Here is a 21,234-nt window from a genome sequence, read left to right on the forward strand (position 1 = left end):
CGACGGAGGCATGCAAAACCCAAGCGGTCCGGCGCCTAGAGGTCGCCGAGCTTGCCCATGTATTTTGCGACCAGATAGTAGAAGGTGACGCGGTTTTTGTTCCGGTCGCCTTTCATCTCCTCACAGACCTTGGCGATGATTTCGTCGGCTCCGGCATCGTTGGTGCTGCCCAGCTTCTTGGTGCACCACTTCTCGCGCACGCGGTCCAGCTCGCTCGGATCGGAGCAGGACACCAGCGACGAATCGCGGCTGCGCAGCGCGATGCCGAGATGCTTCACGATCTTGGTGACCGTCTCCTCGTCGGCGCTCGCGTCGTAGCGCTGCACGTCCTCGAGATATTCGCTCATCGAGTTCTCCCTGTTTCGCCGTCGCCAGTATCGCCGGAATCCGGGGCGCGGGCCATGCGTCACAACCGCCGGACATCCGTTCCCGGCCATGTTCTCGACACGTCCCGCAAAGTCAAGCCGACCCTTTGAAATCCGTAGCGAAATTGACTATGTAAGGAACTGCCGGGCAACCGGCTATGACAATAAACTGGCGATGCAATAAGCCATTCGGACCCGGGGGCGGTACCCGGCGCCTCCACCACAAGCGGCCGGCAAGGGCCGTTTGTGATGGGGGCGAAACAGGATCGACGAGGGTGTAAAGATCGTTCTTTTGTTCGGCATGATACCGCCGTTATCGGGTCAACCTAGTAGTTGCAAACGACAACTATGCTGAGGCACGTCTCGCTGCCTAATGGCGGTGCGACAGCTTCGATTTAAGCCCTAGGGGTTAGCCCCTCTAGGCGGGGTCCGGAGGCACCTGGCAACAGAAGCCTCCACTTCTCCCTCTTTGTCCCGACCGTCATTGTCCACAGATCCGCCGCCGGCCGTTTCGCCGCGGGGCGATGGCATTTCTGCCCTCTTGACCTGCCGCCGCGAAAAAAGCACACCATGCAGCGACAATGTTCCTTCCGGAGCCGGACGACGATCGATGACTGAAGACATGATCCGCTATGACATTCTGGTGCAGAATGCCCTGCGTGGCGTGATCCGCAAGGTTTTGACGGAAGTCGCCAAGACAGGCCTGCCCGGAAACCACCATTTCTTCATCACCTTCGTCACCGGCGCGCCCGGCGTCAAAGTCTCCAACCGGATGCGCGAACAGTATCCCGAGCAGATGACGATCGTGCTGCAGCACCAGTTCTGGGACCTGGACGTCACCGAAAACGCCTTCAGCGTCGGCCTGTCCTTCTCCGACGTGCCGGAAAAGCTCTACGTCCCCTATTCCGCGATTCGCGGCTTCTATGATCCGTCGGTGAATTTCGAGCTGGAATTCGACGTCGAGAACGCCGACGCCGCCGGCGACGAGAATACCGACCAGCCGCTCGAGCCCGCAGCCGGCAAGGGCCCCGCGACGCTACCGGCCGCCGGCGCGCCGCGCAAGAAGCCGGACGAGGACGGGCCGGATGGCGGCGAAGGCGGCGGCGCCGACGTCGTGTCGCTCGATTCCTTCCGCAAGAACAAGTAGCCGCTGCCACCCGTCTCCATGCCGGTCCGCAAGCACTCCGTCACCATTGCCGGCCATCGCACCAGCTTCTCGGTCGAGGATGAATTCCTGTCCTTGCTGAAATGGGAAGCCGAGGCCGACGACCGTTCGCTCGCCTCGCTGGTCGCCGAGATCGACGAGAACCGCCCGCGCGATTCCAACCTCTCGTCGGCCCTGCGGCTTCACGTGCTCGGCAAGGCGCTCCAGGGCCGCTTCAGCGAGGCGTGATCGGCGCGCCTTCGCGCATCAGTTCGCCTGTTCCAGTTCGATGATTTTCGGCCCTGCGCCGCGCGTGGACCCGCCGGTCGCAAGACGCCGCGCGAAGATTTCCGCGGCAATGCCGCGCCGCGCCGCCTGGTCGAGGACAACAGGCGCCTGGCCGCCAGCCGAAAGCGGCGCGGCCGCCGGCACCGTATTGCCGACCGCGCGCGGATCGAGCGTGATCTCCGCATGGTTGCCGGCCTCGCGCAGTGCCGCCGGCCCGCCCTGCAGGTTCAGTGCGTCCTTGTCCTGCGTGGCGGCGCCATTCTGAGGCGCCTCTTGCCCTGCGGCATCCTGCCCCGCCGCATCCTCAACGGTCGGTTCCGGCGCGGGGGCCGGTTCCTCGCGGCGGCGCTTGCGGTCGTTCAGCAACTGCACCTCGCGCCGCAGCCGCTGCTTTTCCAGAAGCCGCGCCTGCATCGCCTCGACACGCGCCTGCTCGCGTTCCAGCGAGCGCTGCGTCACGAAACCGACGATCGGGCCGAAATCGCGCACCGTCTCGAAATCGCCGTTCTCCGACGACTGGAAGGTCAGCGCGATCTCGGGCTGCGGCCCCGCGACATCCTCCTCGCCCGGATCGAAGCTCAGCCGCCCGTCGCCCTCGATGAGCCCGGTCAGGAGGTCCGCGTCGGCGTCCAGGTCGATCGTCAGGTCGCCCGCCTGCGCATGGGCGTTGGTCAGGCGCACCGCGCCGTTGGTGACCGAGATCGCGTAGTCGGCGGGCGCCAGCACGGTCTCGCCCGTCAACAGGGTCTTGGCCGCGATCGCCTCGATCTGCTCGGGCGTGATCCCGTATCCGATGGCGTCGGCCTCGCGGATGAGGTCGCCGAACCCGTCCGGACGCACGCCGGCGACCGTCAGTTCGCCGGTGGACATCACGCCGGAGCCCGTCATCGAATCGACCAGCGCGGCGTTGCTGCGCCCGGTGCCGGTCAGGTGCAGCGCCACGTCGGCGGTGCCGGCGATCAGTCCGTCCAGCGGCCGCGCGAGAACCGCCGTCGGCGCCTTCTCCATCGACAATTGCGCGTCGAGCAGCATCAGCCCGGCTTCGTTGCGCATCGACACGCTGGCGCCGATCGCGGCCTCTCCCAGATTCGCCACCCCATCGCGCAGCGCCATCTCGTTGTCGCGATAGGCGAGCGTGCCGGAGAAATCGCTCAACGCCGCCTCGCTCGACGGGAAGGTCACCTCGCCCGCCGTCACGTCGATCTCGATGTCGTGGTCGGGCAGGATCGGCGGGCCGAACTCCCGGTCGAGCGCGTCTTCGGCGTCCGCCACACGGATCGCCGCCGCCGCGTCGCCGCTGATCATCGCGTAGAACGGCCCGGCGTCGAGGCTCTCGAAGGCGAGTTCGCCGCGCACCGTCGGCAACGCGTCGGAGGCCGTGATCGTCAGGTCGCCGGTCACCCGGCTGCCGTTCATCACCGCGTCGATCTCGCGCAGCACCGTCTTGCCGCCGCGCTGCGACAGCGCCGCCGACACGTCGGCGGTGGTGCCGAGCCCGGTGCCGGGCAGCGCATAGCCGAGCGTCATCAGCCACGGCTCGATGTCGTTGGCCTCCAGCTGCGCCTGCCCGGTGAAGCCGGTCGACAGGATGTCGCTCGTCAGCACGCCGTCCACTTCCAGCACGGTGTCGCCGCTCGTCGCCTTGAAGCGCGAGGTCATGCCGTCGAAGAGACTGCCCTCGGCGCGCGTCTCCACGCGGATGGGGCCGGGGCTGTCCACGGGAAACACCGGCAGCCCCGCCTGCGCGAACAGCCGCTCGGCCCCGCCATTGTCGAAGGACGCGTTGATGTTGACCGCGGTTTTCTCGGCATCGCTCATGTCGCCGCGCGCCGTGCCCGTCACGGTCAGTTCCGTGCCGCCGACCGTGCCCGAAATCGAAAGGCTCGCCTCGCCGGCCAGGGCCGCGTCGCCCCTGACCGTGCCGTAGATGTCGAGGCGCGCGTCGTCGAAGGCCGTCGGGCTGGCCGCCGCGATGCCGCGCAGCCGCGTCAGTGCCGGCACTTCGGGGAAGCGCGCCGAAAGCCCCTCGATCAGGCCGGCGCCGACGCCGGCCAGAACCGTCGCGTCGAAGGTCGCGTTCAGCCCCTTGTCACCCTGGGTCAGGCTGCCCGTCGCCGAAACCGACGCTCCGTAAAGCCCGGTGATCAGCAGCCGGTTGATCTCGGTGTCGTGCTCGTAGGAGCGCAGCGACGCGTCGAGCCGCTCCAGCTTGACGCCGCGAATGTCCGGATTGGTCAGGTCGAGATCGACGTCCAGATCGTGATCGACATAGCGCGCCGCGCCGTCCTTTCCGATGAACACCGCCGACAGCGCCTCCAACGCATCCACGTCCAGCCCGTCGCCGGCCAGTTCGATGTCCAGCGTCGAGCGGCGCGCCGGGTCGGCGATGCGCTCCAGCCGGCCGCCCAGCCGCGCCGGGCCGAGGATAATCTCCAGGTTCTCCACCAGCTGGCGTTCCGGCGACAGTTCCACATCGGCCGCCACGCCCGCATTGGAAAGCCGGCGGATCGCCTCGTCAGCCGAACCGGCAAGCCAGGTGGCGAGCCCCGAGGGCTGCCGCGACGCCACGACCAGCGAGCCCTCGAACCGCGCGTCGTCGCCGTCGTCGCGCGTGCGCGGCAGGTGCAGCACGCCGTCCGCCTCCACCGTGGTGCGTCCCGGCAATTGCGCCTCGAAGCCGCTGACCTTCCACTGGTTGCGCGGATCGGCCCCTTCGCTCGTGTCCGGCGAGGCGGCGAAGCGGATGTCGCGGATCGCGACGTCGCCCGCGACGATCGCTGGCAGGTCCACCTCGATGCGTCCCGGCATGGCCGGCAGCGGCAGGGCGGTGAGCGTCGTGCGCACCCGCGCCAGGCGTTGCGCGAAGGTCAGCCGCGGTACGCTCGCGCGGATGTCGGCGGCTTCGTTCGGCAGGTTCACCTGGGTGCCCGTCACCACGACGCGGTAGCTCGGCGTGTCGCCGCCCTGCAGCGCCGCCGAACCGCTGACCACGTACGGGTCCTCCGCATCGCCGAACTCGCCGCGATATTCGGCGACCTCGACGCTGCGCGGCGAGGCGGCAAACGCACCCTGGACCGTGAAGCGCCGGTCCGACAAGCCGTCAAGCGGTCGCGCCGTGAAGACGCCGGTATAGGGCGTGTCCTGCCCCTCGCCCGGCTCCGCCATGCGGCCGTCCACGGTCAATTCCACGCCCTGCCGCTCAAGTTCCACCACCGTACGCAGCGAAAAGCCCTCGCGCGACAACGCGCCGGTGGCGATGCGCAGGCCAAGCGGCGTGCCCTCGAGCCAGCCGCTGCCCGAGATGCGATACGGGCCGACGAGGCTGTCGGCGGAAACGGACGCGTTGATGCTGTCCATCTCCCAGTCGCGCCCGTCGACGGCGTCATGCAGCGTGATCGAGCCGTTGATGATGCTGGCGTTTTCCAGCACCACGCGCGCGGGCCGCACGGGCCCCGCCGCCGGCAGGGACCAGTCCGGCAAGCCGCGCTCGTCCAGCGTCAGGTCGATGCGCGGATTGACCAGCCGCATGTCGAAGATCAGGATTTCGCCGGACAGGAACGGCGCGAGTTCCATGTCCATGGAGAATCGGTCGGCGACGACCAGCGGCCGTTCCGCGTCGCCCACCCGCACGGTCTCGAAGGTCACCGAGGGAAAGGGCAGCAGCCGCGCCTTCGCCTCGCCGGAGACCGTCACGGGCTGGCCGAGGATGCGCGACGCCTCGCGCTCGAACCCGGCGCGATACCGGCCCCAGTCGATGAAATACGGCGCCACCAGCGCTGTCACCAGCGCCAGCACGAGTAGACCGCCAAAAATGACAAAAAGCCGCGCCAGTTGCTCGCTCCCGGAAAGCGATCCTATCAGCGGATCGCCAACCTAATGATGCGACTCGTTACCACAAGATCAAGACGTTACGACGGCGAACCGCTCAAAGCCGCACAATCTTGCCCGGATTCATGATGTTGTCGGGATCGAGCGCCCGCTTCACCGCCCGCATCGCGTCCAGCGCGCCGCCCAGTTCCAGTTCGAGAAACGCCATCTTGCCCTGGCCGACGCCATGTTCGCCCGTGCAGGTGCCGTCCATCGCCAGCGCCCGCATGTTCAGCCGCTCGACGAATTTCTCCAGCGCCTCGATTTCCCGCGGGTTCGTGTCGTCGACCAGCACCGAGACGTGGAAATTGCCGTCGCCGGCATGGCCGACGATCGGCGCGATCAGCCCGGCTTCGGCGATGTCGACCTCGGTTTCGGCGATGCATTCGGCCAGCCGCGAGATCGGCACGCAGACGTCGGTCGCCACCGCCTTGGCGCCTGGACGGAGCGCCACGCAGGACCAGTAGGCGTCGTGGCGCGCCTGCCACAGCTTCAGCCGCTCCTCTTCGCGCGTCGACCAGATGAAGTCGGATCCGCCCAGTTCGGCCGCGATCTCGCCGAAGGTCTCCGCCTGCTCCTTCACGCCCGCCTCGGTGCCGTGGAACTCCACGAACAGGCAGGGCGAAACCGGCAGGTCGAGCTTCGAATAGGCGTTGATCGCCTGCACCTGCAGCGCGTTGACGAGCTCGATGCGCGCCACCGGCAGGCCCATCTGGATCGTCATGATGACGGCGTTCGCCGCCGCCTCCAACGTCGGGAACGGGCAGACGCCGCCCGAGATCGCCTGCGGAATGCCCTGCAGGCGCAGCGTCAGCGCGGTGATCACGCCGAGCGTGCCTTCCGAGCCGACCATCAGCCGGGTCAGGTCGTAGCCGGCCGAGCTCTTGCGCGCCCGCTTCGCGGTCGTGATCTTGCGCCCGTTCGCCATCACCACGTCGAGCGAAATGACATTGTCGCGCATCGTGCCGTAGCGCACCGCGTTGGTGCCGGACGCCCGCGTCGCCGCCATGCCGCCGAGCGAGGCGTCGGCGCCCGGATCGATCGGGAAGAACAGGCCCGTGTCGCGCAGATAGTCGTTCAGCTGCTTGCGGGTGATGCCCGGCTGCACCACGCAGTCCAGATCCTCGGCATTGACCTTGAGAACCTGGTTCATGCGGCTGACGTCGATGGAGATGCCGCCCGCCGGCGCGTTGATGTGGCCTTCAAGCGAGGTGCCGGTGCCGAAGGGCACGACGGGAACCTTGTGGTCGGCGCACACCTGCACCGCCTGCTGCACCTCGTCGGCGTCCTCGGCGAACACCACCCCGTCGGGCAACTGGGCCGGAATGTAGGTCGTGGAATGCGCGTGCTGGCGGCGCAGCGCCTCGCCCGTGGAAAACCGCTCGCCGAAGCGCTGCTTGAGAATGTCGAGCGCCAGCGCGATGCCGCTCTCGTTGCGCTCGGCGGTCTTGATGTCGCTTAAAGCCAAGTCTGTCCCCTCACCCGCCTTCGCGGCCCGTCACCGTCGCGACGGCCCGCCGCGCGGTCACCCGTAATGGTTCGAAATCACGGCCTGCGCGATTTCCTGCGTGTCGATCACGCCGACGATGTTGTCCGGCCGCGGCACCACGCCCGGCCCGTCGACCACGATCGCGTAGGAGCGGTTGCGCTGGCTCATGCGCGTGATCACCGAGTTCAGGATATGCGATTGCGAGGCGATCACATAGTCGCTCGACATCACGTCGCGCAGCGTCTGATGCGCGAAGCGGTCGGCCTTGTAGGGGATCGTGCCGAAGCGCACGAAGCCGGCGATGCGCTGCTCGTCGGTGGCGATCACATGCATCGGCCCTTCGTGATTGGCCAGTTCGGCGATCGCCGCGTTGATGCCCATGTCGATCGGCAACACGATGAAGTTGCGCGCCATCAGTTCCTTCGCCGGGCGGACGAGATACATGTTGGTGTGCCGGTTCTGCGGGATCGGGCGGCCGCGATGGCGCAGCTTGATCGTGTAGATCGTGTCGGTGATCAGCCAGCGCCGCACGCCCACCGCGATCGCCACGGCCAGCACCAGCGGCACGATGACGTTGTAGTCGCGCGTCATCTCGAAGATCATCACGATCGCGGTCATCGAGGCGGCCGTCGCGCCGCCGACCATCGCGCCCATGCCCACCAGCGCGAATTCGGCCGGATGGAAATTGTGCTCCGGAAACAGCATCATGCCGAGCACGCCGACGGCGCCGCCCAGCGTCGCGCCGATGAACAGCGACGGCGAGAACACCCCGCCCGACGCCCCCGCCCCGAGGCTGATCGAGGTCGCCAGCACCTTGGCCAGCAGCAGGAACACCAGAAGGATCAGCGTGTAGGGCGTCGAATTCAGGATGTCCTGGATCGTCGCGTAGCCGACGCCCATCGTGTGATAGGCGCCCGTCACCAGGAACAGGCCGTAGCCCAGCACGCCCAGCATCAGCATGCCGATGATGTTCTGCGTGTATTCGTTGCCCGGCAGTTTCGGGAAGGTGTCCTCGCACCAGGCGAGCGACCGGATGAAGCCCCAGGAGGCGACGCCGGCCAGAGCGCCGAGCAGCGCGAAGCCGATCAGCTGGAACGGGTCCACCGCCGCATGCATCGGCACGTCGGCGAGCGGCACGATGAAGGCCGGATCGAGGCCGAAGGCGATGCGCCCGGCATAGGTCGCCGTCGCGGTGGCCACCACAACCGGCAGGAAGGTGCGGTTGGAGACTTCCGGCAGCAGCATTTCCACGGCGAACAGCACGCCGCCCAGCGGCGTATTGAAGGTCGCGGCGATGCCCGCGCCGGCACCCGCCGACAACAGCGTGATCTTCTCCCAGCGGGCGAGATTGAACCAGCGCGCCATCGTCGAACCGAAGGACGCGCCGATCTGGATGATCGGCCCCTCGCGCCCGACCGAGGCGCCCGAGCCGATGGAGATCGCCGAGGCGAGCGACTTCACCACCGCCACGACGCCGCGCACGTTCCCCTTGTTGTGGTAGATCGCATACATCACCTCCGGCACGCCGTGGCCCTTGGCCTCGGGCGCGAAGGTCTTGACCAGCCAGACGACGATCAGGCCGCCGACGACCGGCGCCAGGATGATGAACGGCCCGAACGGGCTCGGCGCGTCGAACTGGTTGGCGTCGTAGACGGTCGAGAAGGTGCCGAAGAAGAAGGCGTTGTGGACGACCGAGATGAGAATTCGGAAGACGACCGCCCCGGCGGCGGCCACGAGGCCGATGGCGAAGGCCATGACGCAGAGGACAGGCAGGCTGACGATGCGCGATTCGGGAAGGGGCAGGTCGGAGGCGGCGGGACTGGATGAGGGCGTATCGGACAAGGACATGACGAACACGGCGCGGCGGCGCCTGGTTAGGGTTTCATTCCGGCCGGAAACGGTCGCGTGCGGGCCGGGAGACATGCGCAGGAGCTTCGCAGATGGCAAAAGCGCGCTGTCGGCCCGGAATGCATGTCTCCTGAACCTCGTGGACGCGAAAATCAAGGCCGATCCGGGTCATTTGCCGTTCAAGTCGCGACACGGCCGCCCTGTCGCGCCGATGACCGCCTTCGGCTAGAATGCCGCGTCAAGAAGAACTTACCGATTCCCCGCGGCAGGCATGTCCGAGATCCCGTCACCCTTCAAGCGCGTGCTCGCCCCCTTGCGGACCGGCGTCGCGGCCGCGCTGTCGGAGACGGCGACGAGCCTGCGCGCCTTCGCCGCCCGCCGCCTGCCGCTGGTCTGGCTGCTGGCGATCGTCATCGGCGGCATCGTCGCCATGGCGACCATCCTGTTTCGCGAGGCGATCGGCCTCGTCCAGCTCGCCTGGCTCGGCACGGCGTCGGAACATGTCGTCAGCGCCGCCGCCGGCATCCCGAAGATCGTCGTCTTCATCGCGCCCGTCATCGGCGGCCTCGTGGTCGGCATCCTTCTGCAGACCATCCAAGCCAAGCAGCGCACCTTCAGCGTCGCCGACGTCATGGAGGCCTGCGCGCAAGGCGCGCGCGGCCTGCCCTTCTGGCCCGGCATCACCTCGGCCGCGCTGACGGTCGTGTCGCTCGGCTCCGGCGCCAGCGCCGGCCGCGAAGGCCCGGTCGTGCATCTGGGCGCGACGCTCGGCGCATCGATCTGCGAACGCTTCCGGCTGACCGATTCCGCGCGCCGCGTTCTCTTGGCCTGCGGCGTCGCCAGCGCCGTCTCCGCCTCGTTCAACGCGCCGATCGCCGGCATGATCTTCGCCCATGAGGTCGTGCTCGGCCATTACGCGCTGTCCGCCCTGGTGCCGATCATCCTTTCGGCGGTGATCGGCACGCTGGCGACGCGCATGTGGTTCGGCGACATCGCCGCCTTCGTCATTCCCGAGCACCAGATCACCTCCTACTGGGAGTTCCCGGCCTTCGCCCTTCTCGGCGTCACCTGCGCCGTCGTCGCCATCCTGTTCCAGTTCTCGCTGATCGCCACCGACTGGGTCGCCCGCCACATCACCATGCCCACATGGCTGCGCCCGGTGGTCGGCGGCGCCGGCGTCGGCGCCATCGCCGTGGTCTTTCCCGAAGTGCTGGGCGTCGGCTACGAGACCACCGACGCGGCGCTGAAGAACAATCTGCCGCTGTCGCTGATGCTGATGCTGCTCGTCGCCAAGACGGCGGCGACCGCGATCACCCTCGCCTCGCGCTTCGGCGGCGGCATCTTCTCGCCCTCGCTCTATCTCGGCGCGATGGCCGGCGGCAGTTTCGGCCTCATCGCCGCCTCGGTCTTCCCCGAACTCGCCTCCAGCGAGGGCCTCTATTCCATCCTCGGCATGGGTGCGGTCGCCGCGGCCGTGCTCGGCGCGCCCCTGTCGACCACGATGATCGTCTTCGAGCTGACCGGCGGCTACACGCTCTCCATCGCGCTCCTCCTCACCGTCGCCATCGCCTACGGCCTCAACCAGGCCATCCACGGCCATTCCTATTTCCAGCGGCAACTGGAAATGCGCGGCCTCTTCATCCACGAGGGGCCGCATCACCGCCTCATCCGGTCGCGCAAGGTGATGGACTTCATGGACCTGCCCGGCCCCGACGCCGAGCCCGAGCGCCACGATCCGGAGACCGGCGGCCCGTCTCTCAAACCGAGCGACACCTTGGAAACCGCGCTTCGCATCTTCGACGCCGGCGGCCATGCGCGCCTGCCCGTCGTCTCGGAAACCGACCCCGGCAAGATCATCGCCTGGGCCAGCCAGATGCGCGCGCTGCGCTACTTCAACAAGGCGCTGATCGACGCGTCGGTGGAAGAGCACCGATAGCAAATCGTTACGCTCGCGCGCAGGTTTAACGCACGCTTCATCTGTTTCGGGGAATCTGCGGGGATTGCGCGCTCACGCCGAAAGGCCGAGCGTGCTCAACTTTGGCGTTTGACAGGTCGATGATGGGTGACGGTTCGCGATCCAAACAGGCGGTTCTCCCACCGGAGAGCGCGACGCTGGACGACTACAAACGACTGCTTGGCGTCTGCGCCGGCTGGGTCTGGATCACCGACCGCGAGCACAAGTTCACCTATTTCTCCGGCGAGGTGGGCGGCCCCGACGAGAACATCGACCCGGCCTACTATCTCGGGCAGTCGCGCATGGACATCTTCCTGCGCGATTCCGGCGAGACCGAAAGCTACCGGGAGCATCTGAAGACGCTGGAACGGCACGAGCCCTTCCGCGACTTCATCTACAAATACACCAGCCCCAGCGGCAACCAGCGCTGGGTGTCGATCAGCGGCCATCCGGTCTTCGACGACGAAGGCCGGTTCCAGGGCTATCGCGGCACCGGCAACTGCCTCGGCACCGTCGTCTCCATGCTGGAGGAGACGGAAAGCGCCCGCGACGAATCCCGCCGTCTCTACAACATCATAGACGTCACCCTGGACACGATCAGCTCCGGCGTCGTGATCTACGACGAAGACGAGCGGCTGGTCTTCGCCAATCGAGCGATCAAGGCGCATTACCCCAATGTCGCCCATCTCATGGTGCCCGGCACCAAGCTCGAAACCATCATCCGCGAAGGGCTCAAGCGCGGAATATACGTCTCCGACAAGGACACCTCGGAGATGAGCGAGGACGAGCTCGAGGCCTACGTCGCCGCTTATGTCGAGGAGGCGCGCCAGCCCGTCGTGGGGCAGATCGCCCAGCAGGCCGAGACCGGCCAGTGGTACAAGCGGGAAACGCGGCGGCTGTCGAACGGCATGATCATCGGCATTCGCACGAACATCACCGAGGAAAAGGATCGCGAGTTCAAGCTCCTTGCCGCACGCGCCGAGTCGGAGAAACTGTCCGACCTGCTCCAGACGATCCTCGACAGCATTCCGATCGGCATCATCGTCTATGACGAGAACGACCGCTTCGTGCTCGCCAACCGGCAATTGCACACCGACGACCCGAAGCTGAAAGAGGCCCTTCGTCCCGGCATGACCATCCAGGACGCCGTCGAAGTCGCCCATCGCGAGAAGATCTGGTACTTCAACGACGGCGGCGAGATGGACACGCTCCATGAGACCGATCCGGACGAGTGGAAACGCCGCAAGCTGCAGCAATATCATCAGGACCATTTCGAGACGCTGCGCCACACATCGAACGACCGGTGGTTCAAGATCGTCAACCAGCGCACGGACAGAGGCCTCCTGATCGGCCTCCGGATCGACGTGTCCACGCTGAAGCACAATCAGGACGCTCTGGCCGAGCGGCTTCAGGAAAACGAGCTCTACCAGAACATCATCGAGGCGATCCCGGCCGCCGTCTACGCCAAGACGCCCGACCTGAAATTCGTCTACGCCAACTCCGCATGGCAGAAGATCAGCGGCATCTCGCCGGAAGAGGCCGTCGGCCTGACCGACGAGGACATCTTCGGCGAGGCCGGCCAAGAATTCATGGCCTCCGACCGCCAGGTGATCGAGACCGCCGAGACCCGGCAGTTCGAGGAGATCGGCCCCTTCGGCGACGACGCAAAGCCCCGCCACCGCCTCGCCCGCAAGAGCCTCGCCTACGGTTCCGACGGCTCCGTCTACGTCGTCGGCGTGACGACCGACATCTCCGAACTGAAGGCGCGCGAGAACGAGGCTGTCGCCGCGCGCACCCAGGCCGAACTCGCCCAGAGCATTCTCGACCGCCTGTCCAGCCCCGTCCTCGTCAAGAACGGCGACGGCGTCTGCGTGGTCGCCAACAAGGCCTTCGCCGACCTGCACGCCATGCCGATCGACGAGATCATCGGCAAGACGGCGGAAGAGATCGTCGGCCCGCAGGGCGTCGCCGAGGCAACCCAGTACGAGGCCGAGGTCATGGAAACCGGCGAGACCTTCTCGCACGAGCACGACATCGTGCGCGCCGACGGCACGGTCTTCGCCTCGCGTGTCTACAAGTCGCGCGAGCAACTGGCCGACGGCGAACTCTACGTCGTCATCCGCGTCGAGGACATCTCGCAGTTCAAGGCGCGCGAGAAGGCGCTGCGCGACGCCCAGTTGAAGGCCGAGGCCGCCGACCGCGCCAAGTCCGAGTTCCTGGCCAATATGAGCCACGAGATCCGCACCCCGATGAACGGCGTGCTCGGCATGGCCGAACTCCTGTCGGCGACGGATCTCGACGCCAAGCAGCGCACCTTCGCCGACGTCATCATCAAGTCGGGCAACGCGCTGCTGACCATCATCAACGACATCCTCGACTTCTCCAAGATCGACGCCGAGCAGCTGGAGCTCGACCCGCAGCCCTTCGAACTGCGCGAGGCCGTGGCCGACGTGGCGACCCTGATGACCGCCCGCGCCCAGCAAAAGGACATCGAGCTGATCGTGCGCGTCGATCCGGCGCTGCACGACACCTATGTCGGCGATGTCGGCCGGCTGCGCCAGGTGATCACCAACCTGGTCTCCAATTCCGTGAAGTTCACGGAGTTCGGCCATGTGCTCATCAATGTCGACGGGCGCGACCTCGGCGACGGCACCGAACTGAAATTCCGCGTCACCGACACGGGCATCGGCATTCCGCAGGACAAGCTGAAGACGATCTTCGAGAAATTCTCGCAGGTGGACGGCTCTTCCACCCGCCGTCACGAGGGCACCGGCCTGGGGCTCGCGATCTCCGCCTCGATCGTCAAGCTGATGAACGGCCGCTACGGCGTCGACAGCGTCGTCAACCAGGGCTCCACCTTCTGGTTCACCGTCACGCTGCCCAAGCACGCGACGGCCGGCGACCCGAAACTGCCGAAGACCGACGTCTCCGGCGCACGCATTCTCGTCGTGGACGACAATTCGGTGAACCGCTCCATCCTCCTGGAGCAGCTCGGCGCCTGGAATTTCGAGGGCCAGGCGGTCGCCTCCGGCCTGGAGGCGCTGCAGCTCCTGCGCGAGACCCACCGGCAGGGCGCGCCCTTCGACTGCATCGTGCTCGACTACCAGATGCCCGGCATGAACGGCACGGATCTCGCCGCCGCCGTGCGCTCCGACCGCCGCCTCGCCGACACGCCGATCATCGTCTTGAGTTCGGTCGACAGCGGCATGTCGGCCCAGAACCTGCGCCGTCTCAACATCCACAAGAGCCTGATGAAGCCGGCCCGCTCCTCGCACCTGCTCGACGCGCTCACCGACGCCATCGCCGCCGCCGGCCACGACCGCTGGTCCGCCGACGCGGAGGCCGGCCGGCGCGCGGACTATCCGGTCCTCTACGACACCCCGCCGATGCAGACCCCGCATCCCGGCGAATGGCACGACCGCGCGACGCGCCTGTCGGAACCGCCGCACGCCTGGAACGGCCCGATCGACGCGCCCCCCGCCCCCGCGGAGACGGCGCCCGGCGATTTCGCCATCGACATCCTCATCGCCGAGGACAACGAGGTCAATCAGCTCGTCTTCTCGCAGATCCTGCTCGAAGCCGGCTACGCCTTCGAGATCGTCGGCGACGGCAGGCAGGCCGTGGACACCAGCCTGCGCAAGCCGCCCCGGCTGATCCTGATGGACATTTCCATGCCGGAAATGAACGGCCTCGAAGCCACCGAGGCGATCCGCGCCCGCGAGGCGGAGACCGGCGCCCACACGCCGATCATCGGCGTCACGGCGCATGCGCTGAAGGGCGACCGCGAGCGCTGCATCCAGGCCGGCATGGACGACTATCTCTCCAAGCCGATCAGCCCCGACACGCTGCTGCGCAAGATCGACAACTGGCTGCACCGCGCCCGCCGCGAGGCGGTCAACGGCTGAGACCGGCCCCCGCCCCGCAACCCCCTGTGGAACGCCGGTCGCAACCGGTTTTCGTCTCCCGGCCGATCCTCTAAGGACAAGGGGATGCGGCGCGTCTGCGAGTCGGCGCCGCGTCCGGGCGGCCGCCTTGAACCGGGGCGCCGCGTCAGCCGAAGGCAACGATCAGAAGAGGCAGCCAGGCCGTGCAGGTCGACATCGATATGGGAACGACGTCCACCGGCGACGTGGCCAGGCTCGATATCGAGGAACTGCTCGCCACGCGCCTGCTCGTGCAGGGCAATTCCGGCTCCGGCAAGTCCCACCTCCTGCGCCGCCTGCTCGAACAGTCCGCCAAATGGGTGCAGCAGGTCGTCGTCGATCCGGAGGGCGATTTCGTCACGCTCGCCGACGCCTTCGGCCATGTGGTGGTCGACGCCAACCGCTCCGAGGGCGAGCTGATCGGCGTCGCCGGCCGCATCCGCCAGCACCGCGTCTCCTGCGTGCTGACGCTGGAGGGCCTCGAGATCGACGACCAGATGCGCGCCGCCGCGACCTTTCTCAACGCCCTGTTCGACGCCGAGCGCGAATTCTGGTTTCCGGTGCTCGTGGTGGTCGACGAGGCGCAGATGTTCGCGCCGTCGGCCGCCGGCGAAGTGGCCGAGGACGCCAGGCGCTCCTCGCTCGGCGCGATGACCAACCTCATGTGCCGCGGCCGCAAGCGCGGCCTTGCCGGCGTCATCGCCACGCAGCGCCTCGCCAAGCTCGCCAAGAACGTCGCCGCCGAGGCCTCCAACTTCCTGATGGGGCGCACCTTCCTCGACATCGACATGGCCCGCGCCGCCGACCTTCTCGGCATGGACCGCCGCCAGGCCGAGCAGTTCCGCGACCTGAAGCGCGGCTCCTTCGTCGCGCTCGGCCCCGCCCTGTCGCGCCGCCCGCTCAACGTGACCATCGGCGCGGTGGAAACCGGCGGGCGCTCGTCCAGCCCGAAGCTCATCCCGCTGCCCGACAAGCCGGCCGACGCCGAAGACCTGATCCTGACGCCGACGGCGGAGGATTTCGCGCTGCAGCCGGCGCCGAGGCGCAACGCGCCCACCGCCCGCGCCACAACCGACATCATGGAGAAGCTCTCCCAGGCCGTCGCCCGCCAGGAAAGCGAGCCCGCCGCCGAGAGCCCCAACCGCCCCGCCCCGATGAGCGCGGAAGAGATGGAGGTCTGGATCGCCGACACGCTGGCCGAGATCGTCGCCGACGCCGGCTCCGGCTTCCGCTCCGATGCGCAGCTCTACCAGGATTTCCTGATGCGCGGCCGCATGCGCCGCATCACCGGCGCGCCCCTCTCCATGCCGGATTTCCGCCTGCGTCTCGCCATCGCCCGCTCCGGCGTCGATGACGAAATGGCCGAGGGCGAAGCATGGCAGTCGGCGCTCGGCCTCGCTCGGCGCGTGCCGGAGGATCTGCAGGGCGTGTTCCTGATGCTGGCCCGCGCCGCCATCGCCGGCGAACCCTGCCCGCCCGACGAGACCATCGCGCGCGCCTACGGCACCCATTCCAAGCGCCGCGCCCGCCGCTTCCTCGACTATTTCGAGGAACGCGAACTCGTGGTGCTGCACACCGACCACGCCGGAAAGCGCATCGTCGCCTTCCCCGATTTCGACGCCCAGACCGCCGGCGGCGACCCGGACGCCGAGGACGCCCCGCGCATCGACGCCGCCGAATGACGGCCCGCCCGGTCTCGAATGTCCGGGATCAGTGATCCGCCGGCGACAGCGCCTTCACCATCGCCTGCAGAAGCGCGATCGGCACGGTCGACGCCGTCGCCTCGACGCGCAGGTCCGAACCGTCTTCCGACGCAGTGCGGCGGCGCAGCGACGCGTAAGGCATGATCCCGCGCGGCCCGTGCCCCACATGCCACGCCCAGTCGGGCAGCACCGCGCCGATCAGCGCGATGCAGTCGTCGACGGACGACGTGTAGCGCGGCTTCGCCTCATTGCCGCTGTCCAGCGCTTCCCGGATCGCCGAGTCCAGCGCGCGATCCTCGCCCGTCGCGCGCAGTACCCGCTCCGCAAGCGCTTCCATCGAAGATGTCGTCATGATCCCGCCTGTCCCGTGTCGCGCGCCGGCCTGCATTCCGGCGCCTGACTGAAGCGCCCGACCGCGGGAGGATGTCAAGGCCGCGCGTCAGTGAAGGCTCGCAGAATGGCCCGCCGCGCCGATCGCGAAGTCCGACATCGGCTGCGGCCGCCCCATCAGGAAGCCCTGCCCCGTCTCGCAACCGAGGAACAGAAGCGCCTGTTTCTGCTCTTCGGTCTCGATGCCTTCCGCGACGCATTGCACGTTCAGCGCCTCGGCCATGTTCAGGACCACGGCGGCGATGCTGCGCTTGGCTGAGACGGTGCTCAGCGTGTTGACGAAGCTGCGGTCGATCTTCAGCACGTCGATCGGCAGGTGGTCGAACTGGCTGAGCGACGAATAGCCCGTGCCGAAATCGTCGAGCGAGATGCGATGCCCGGCGTCGCGCAGGATCCCGACCTGCCGCACGACGACGGGCCGGTTCTTCATCGCGATGCCCTCCGTCACCTCGAACTCCACCGCCTCGGGCCGCAGGCCGGCGAGCTTCACCTGTCTCAGCAGCCGCCGGGCGAAACCGGGATGGTTGAGGTCTTCCATCGACAGGTTGATCGCCACCGAGAACGCCTCGTTGACGTTCTGCTTCGCATACCATTCCCCGACCGATCCGATCACGAAATCCGTCAGCGGCTGCGTCAGGCCGATCGCTTCGGCGAGCGGAACGAATTCCGACGGCGAAATCTGCTCGTCCTCGTGGCGCCAGCGCAGAAGCGCTTCGACCCCCACGCATTCGTCCGTCAGGAGGTTGACTTTCGGCTGCACGACGACCCCCAGCCCGTCGCCATGTTTCACCGCCTGTTTCAGCGCGGCCTGCAGGCGGCTCCGGCGGCCGACCTCCCGGCGCATGTCCGCGTCGAAATGCACGCATGCTTCGCGCCGCGACTGTTTCGCGTAGGTCAAAGCCGACATCGCGTCGCACATCACGCCGACGGCCGAGGCCGGTTTCTCGTCCACGTCCATGATGACGCTCTTCGGCCGCGCGACGATCTCCGCCTCTTCAACCTCGAAGGGCGTTTCGAACGCCGCGGTGATCGCGTCGCGCCGGATGTTCGCCTCGTCGCCGAGAAGCGCGAAGATGCCGTCGCCGATCCGCGCGACCATCGGCGGATGCGACGCCTCCGACAAGGCGCCATAGACGCTGCGCAGGAACCGCTGCGAGACGGGAATGCCGTAATCGGCGAGGATCTCGTGATAGGCCTCGATCTCGACCAGAGCCAGCCGGAAGCCCTTGTCGGCCGCTTGGATGCGCTGCCGCAGCGCGGCGTCGAAGGCGTTCAGGTTCGGCGCGTTCACATGCGGGTCGGTGAAGGCCAACTGGTCGAGCCGCTCGACCAGCGACAGATTGTCGAAGGCGATCGCGATGTTGCTGGAGAACAGTTCCAAGAGCGCAAGTTCGGTGTCGGCCAGCGGGCCTTCGGTCTCCACCAGCGCGATCAGTTCGCTGTCCGGCGGGCTGGAGACGCGCAGCGCGAAGAAGCCGTCCTCGATCACGGCCCGCTCGCTCGACGACGCCTTGCGCAGGAGGTCCAGCGCCAGCGCGTCGGGTATCTCCCTGCAACTCTTGCCGAGCAGGTCGGAGAACCGCCCCGCCGCGTTGACGATCCGGCTCTCCAGCAGGTCGCCGGCCTGGCTGTTGACGCAGACGAAGCCCCGCGGGCTGACCTGCAGCAGGGCGGCGATCTGCGTCAGCACGCCCCAGGAGAACAGTTCCAGATTGGTGCGCCGGAACAGCGTCGTCGAACTGTCGACGATCATCTCCAGGCCGACCCGGCTGCGGTTGATCATGCAGATCTGGTTGTAGGCGCGGATGCAGGAGGTGAGCACCGTGATCAGCCGCGTCTGCGTCAGCTCCGACTTCGTCCGGTAGTCGTCGATCTCGTATTTCGACACCACCGACAATTCCGGCGCATAGCCCGGCTGGCCGGTGCGCAGCACGATGCGCATGTCGCCCAGACCCGCCTCGCGCAGGTCGCGCACGAGACGCAGGCCCGCGTCCGGCGTCTCCATCACCACGTCGACGAAGGCGACCGCGACGTCGCGGAACGCGTCGACATGCCGGCGCGCCTCCTCGGCCGAACTGAAATGCAGCAATTCGATCGGGCAATCGAACACCTGCACGTCGCGCAGCGCGAACCGGGTCGATTCATGGACCGCCTCGTCGTCGTCGATGATCGCGACGCGCCATTTTCGCAAGGGCTCGGCCTTCGGCGCGGCGTCGTCCTCGACGAAATCCATGAAGTCGTCATTGTCAGGCTGCGAGTTCATCGGCATGGTGCGGCCTTTCCTTTCCTGTGTCGTCCGCGGAGAGGACGGATCTGGGCATGCGGATCGTCATGCTCGTTCCCGCCCCCGGCGTGCTGTCCGCCTCGATCGATCCCCCCAACACGTTCTCCACGATGTTGAGCACGATGCTGAGCCCCAGCCCGCTGCCGCCGGCCCCGAGCTTCGTCGTGAAGAAGGGATTGAAGATGCTGTCGAGGTGTTCCGGTGCGATGCCGGCGCCGTTGTCGGCGACGGTGATCTCGATCGCCTCTTCGCCGTCGTCGCGGGCGGCGATGGAGATCACGCCCTCCTGGTCCGGCGAAAAGGCGTGGATGCGCGCGTTGTTGATCAGGTTGAACAGGACCTGCGCCAGCGGACCGGGATAGGTGCTCAGCGTCCCATGCGTGCGGATGTCGCTGACGATCTTGACCCTGGTGTCGCGAAGCTGGTGCGCGTTGCTGCTCAGAATGTCGTCGATCAGGTCCTGCAGCCGGAATTCGCGCAGCCGCTCGCTGGTCTGGTCGACGGCGACCTGCTTGAAATGCCGGATCAGGCTGTCGGCGCGTTCCAGGTTGCGCTGGACCATGTCGGACCCGGTCCGCATGTCGTTGACGAAACCGGTCATCTGCGAGCGCCGCACCGGTCCGGCCTCCACGGCGCGCGCGAAGGCGTCGGCGTCGCGCGCCATCGTGCTGGCGATGGTGACCGCGCTGCCGATCGGCGAATTCAATTCATGCGCGACACCGGCGACGAGGCTGCCGAGGCTCGCGAGCCGCTCTTGGCGCATGACCTCCTCTTCGGCGCGCCGCGCCTCGTTTTCCGAGTTGCGCCGCGCATTGACCATCTGGGTCCAGCCCGCCGCGATCGTCGCCGTGATCGCCAGGCCGACGATCACGAAAGGCAGGTGATACCAGCGCCAGGCCGACAGCAGCGAAGCCCCGGGCGTCTCCGCGAACAGCGTCCAGTTCCCGTCGCCGCTCGCGACCACCTCGCCGGCGGCGACATCGGCGAGCACCGCCCCGGGACGGAACGCGCGAAAGACGTAATGCCTGCCCTGCGACACGAACTCGCCGAGATCGCCCTGCGAGAAACGCGCCCAGGCCTGCGGGTCCTCGACCGCCAGGCTCGTGTCGCGGCCGAACATGAAGCCCCAGAGCTTGTCGATCGGAACGCCCGCCAGCCAGTATCCGTCGGCGTTGACGAGCTGGATCGGCGCCGCGTTGCCCGGCTGCGCCTGGGACACCTCGTTCAGCAATTCGCTTGCGTCGATGTTGATGACGACGATCCCGCGGCTCTCCGGCCCGGCCGGTTCGATCGGCGTGGCGATGCGGAACATCGGACGCCATGGCAGTTCGATCGCGCCATGCTCGACATTCAGGTCGACGGGCGACGCGTAGATCGCGCCGACATCCAGGTCGATCGTGTTCCTGAAATAATAGCGGTCGGCCTTGTTCTGCATCGCCTGCGGCCCGACGACGACCGCCTCTCCGCCCCATCGGTCGACGCGGACCACCTCCTGGCCCGACCCGTCGATGAAGCGCAGCTGCGCGACATGCGGCTTTTCGGAGACGAAGGCCTCGAAATCCGCCGTCGCCGCCTTCCACCCGGCTGCGTCGCCGGCGGCAAGCGCGCGCAGCCTTCCGTTGCGCGCCAGGATCATCAGGTCGGAGACGTAGCCCGAGATGCTTCCGGACAGCCCGTGCACCGCGCGCTCCAGCGCCGCGTTCATCACCACCCGTTTTTCGTGACTTTCAACCACCGCGGCGAGGTAGAGCGACGCCTGCCACAAGCCGATCATCACGACCGACGCCGCCGCGAAACGGCTGCCGAACATTCGCAGGCTGTTGGCCGAAACTCTCGTCTTCATCCCCTCCGCGTCGTCCGAAGTATCGGACAGACTCCCCCGTCGAAGACCGGAGCGTATTCGCAATGAGTTCAGAATCCGTTACAGCAACCGGTCGATTTCCCCTGCGACAGGCCATGTTGATCCGGAATGGGACGGC

Annotated in this window: 13 protein-coding genes and 1 other RNA gene; 7 read left to right on the forward strand and 7 right to left on the reverse strand. The window is 67.3% G+C overall.

Going from position 1 to position 21,234, the window contains the following annotated elements; genetic code table 11:
* Positions 1-35 precede the first annotated feature (35 nt).
* Positions 36-347: a DUF2853 family protein gene (locus MRY80_RS11855; protein ID WP_293291225.1), complete on the reverse strand. Its 312-nt coding sequence runs from the start codon at positions 345-347 to the stop codon at positions 36-38.
* A gap of 121 nt (positions 348-468) precedes the next feature.
* Here MRY80_RS11855 and ssrA point away from each other — a divergent pair.
* From ssrA to MRY80_RS11870, 3 genes are all read left to right on the forward strand, one after another.
* Positions 469-825: a transfer-messenger RNA gene (ssrA, locus tag MRY80_RS11860) on the forward strand.
* A gap of 150 nt (positions 826-975) precedes the next feature.
* Complete coding sequence (locus MRY80_RS11865; protein ID WP_293291226.1) at positions 976-1,512, forward strand: SspB family protein; 537 nt, start codon at positions 976-978, stop codon at positions 1,510-1,512.
* 18 nt (positions 1,513-1,530) lie between these two features.
* A complete protein-coding gene (locus MRY80_RS11870; RefSeq protein ID WP_293291227.1) occupies positions 1,531-1,758 on the forward strand; it encodes a ribbon-helix-helix domain-containing protein in 228 nt (75 codons plus the stop codon).
* Positions 1,759-1,776: 18 nt separating this feature from the next.
* On the opposite strand, the gene MRY80_RS11875 is transcribed toward MRY80_RS11870, so the two are convergent.
* From MRY80_RS11875 to MRY80_RS11885, 3 genes are all read right to left on the reverse strand, one after another.
* Complete coding sequence (locus MRY80_RS11875) at positions 1,777-5,658, reverse strand: AsmA family protein (protein ID WP_346433398.1); 3,882 nt, start codon at positions 5,656-5,658, stop codon at positions 1,777-1,779.
* Between the two features lie 64 nt (positions 5,659-5,722).
* Positions 5,723-7,132: an FAD-linked oxidase C-terminal domain-containing protein gene (locus MRY80_RS11880; protein ID WP_293291229.1), complete on the reverse strand. Its 1,410-nt coding sequence runs from the start codon at positions 7,130-7,132 to the stop codon at positions 5,723-5,725.
* 57 nt (positions 7,133-7,189) lie between these two features.
* The gene (locus MRY80_RS11885; protein ID WP_293291231.1) at positions 7,190-9,001 is read right to left on the reverse strand and encodes a chloride channel protein; all 1,812 of its coding nucleotides are present in this window, start codon (positions 8,999-9,001) and stop codon (positions 7,190-7,192) included.
* Here MRY80_RS11885 and MRY80_RS11890 point away from each other — a divergent pair.
* The 4 genes from MRY80_RS11890 (at position 9,000) to MRY80_RS11905 (ending at position 16,560) form a co-directional block, all read left to right on the forward strand.
* On the forward strand, positions 9,000-9,230 hold the full coding sequence (locus MRY80_RS11890) for a hypothetical protein (RefSeq protein ID WP_293291232.1): 231 nt from the start codon (positions 9,000-9,002) through the stop codon (positions 9,228-9,230). The genes MRY80_RS11885 and MRY80_RS11890 overlap by 2 nt on opposite strands.
* Positions 9,231-9,272: 42 nt before the next feature.
* Positions 9,273-10,937 (forward strand): chloride channel protein, encoded by a 1,665-nt coding sequence (locus MRY80_RS11895; protein ID WP_293291233.1) that lies wholly within the window; start codon positions 9,273-9,275, stop codon positions 10,935-10,937.
* 119 nt (positions 10,938-11,056) lie between these two features.
* On the forward strand, positions 11,057-14,860 hold the full coding sequence (locus MRY80_RS11900) for a response regulator (protein WP_293291235.1): 3,804 nt from the start codon (positions 11,057-11,059) through the stop codon (positions 14,858-14,860).
* A 182-nt stretch (positions 14,861-15,042) separates the two neighbouring features.
* On the forward strand, positions 15,043-16,560 hold the full coding sequence (locus MRY80_RS11905) for an ATP-binding protein (protein WP_293291236.1): 1,518 nt from the start codon (positions 15,043-15,045) through the stop codon (positions 16,558-16,560).
* Between the two features lie 28 nt (positions 16,561-16,588).
* On the opposite strand, the gene MRY80_RS11910 is transcribed toward MRY80_RS11905, so the two are convergent.
* The 3 genes from MRY80_RS11910 to MRY80_RS11920 all read right to left on the reverse strand — a co-directional run bounded on the left by MRY80_RS11910 (position 16,589) and on the right by MRY80_RS11920 (position 21,098).
* On the reverse strand, positions 16,589-16,933 hold the full coding sequence (locus MRY80_RS11910) for a hypothetical protein (protein WP_293291237.1): 345 nt from the start codon (positions 16,931-16,933) through the stop codon (positions 16,589-16,591).
* 87 nt (positions 16,934-17,020) lie between these two features.
* Entirely contained in the window at positions 17,021-19,240 is a 2,220-nt protein-coding gene (locus MRY80_RS11915; RefSeq protein WP_293291238.1) for an EAL domain-containing protein, read from the reverse strand.
* On the reverse strand, positions 19,218-21,098 hold the full coding sequence (locus tag MRY80_RS11920) for a sensor histidine kinase (RefSeq protein WP_293291239.1): 1,881 nt from the start codon (positions 21,096-21,098) through the stop codon (positions 19,218-19,220). The genes MRY80_RS11915 and MRY80_RS11920 overlap by 23 nt, the downstream gene beginning before the upstream one ends.
* Positions 21,099-21,234: the final 136 nt, after the last annotated feature.

It is taken from the genome of Oricola sp. (assembly GCF_022763245.1).
Lineage (GTDB): Bacteria > Pseudomonadota > Alphaproteobacteria > Rhizobiales > Rhizobiaceae > Oricola.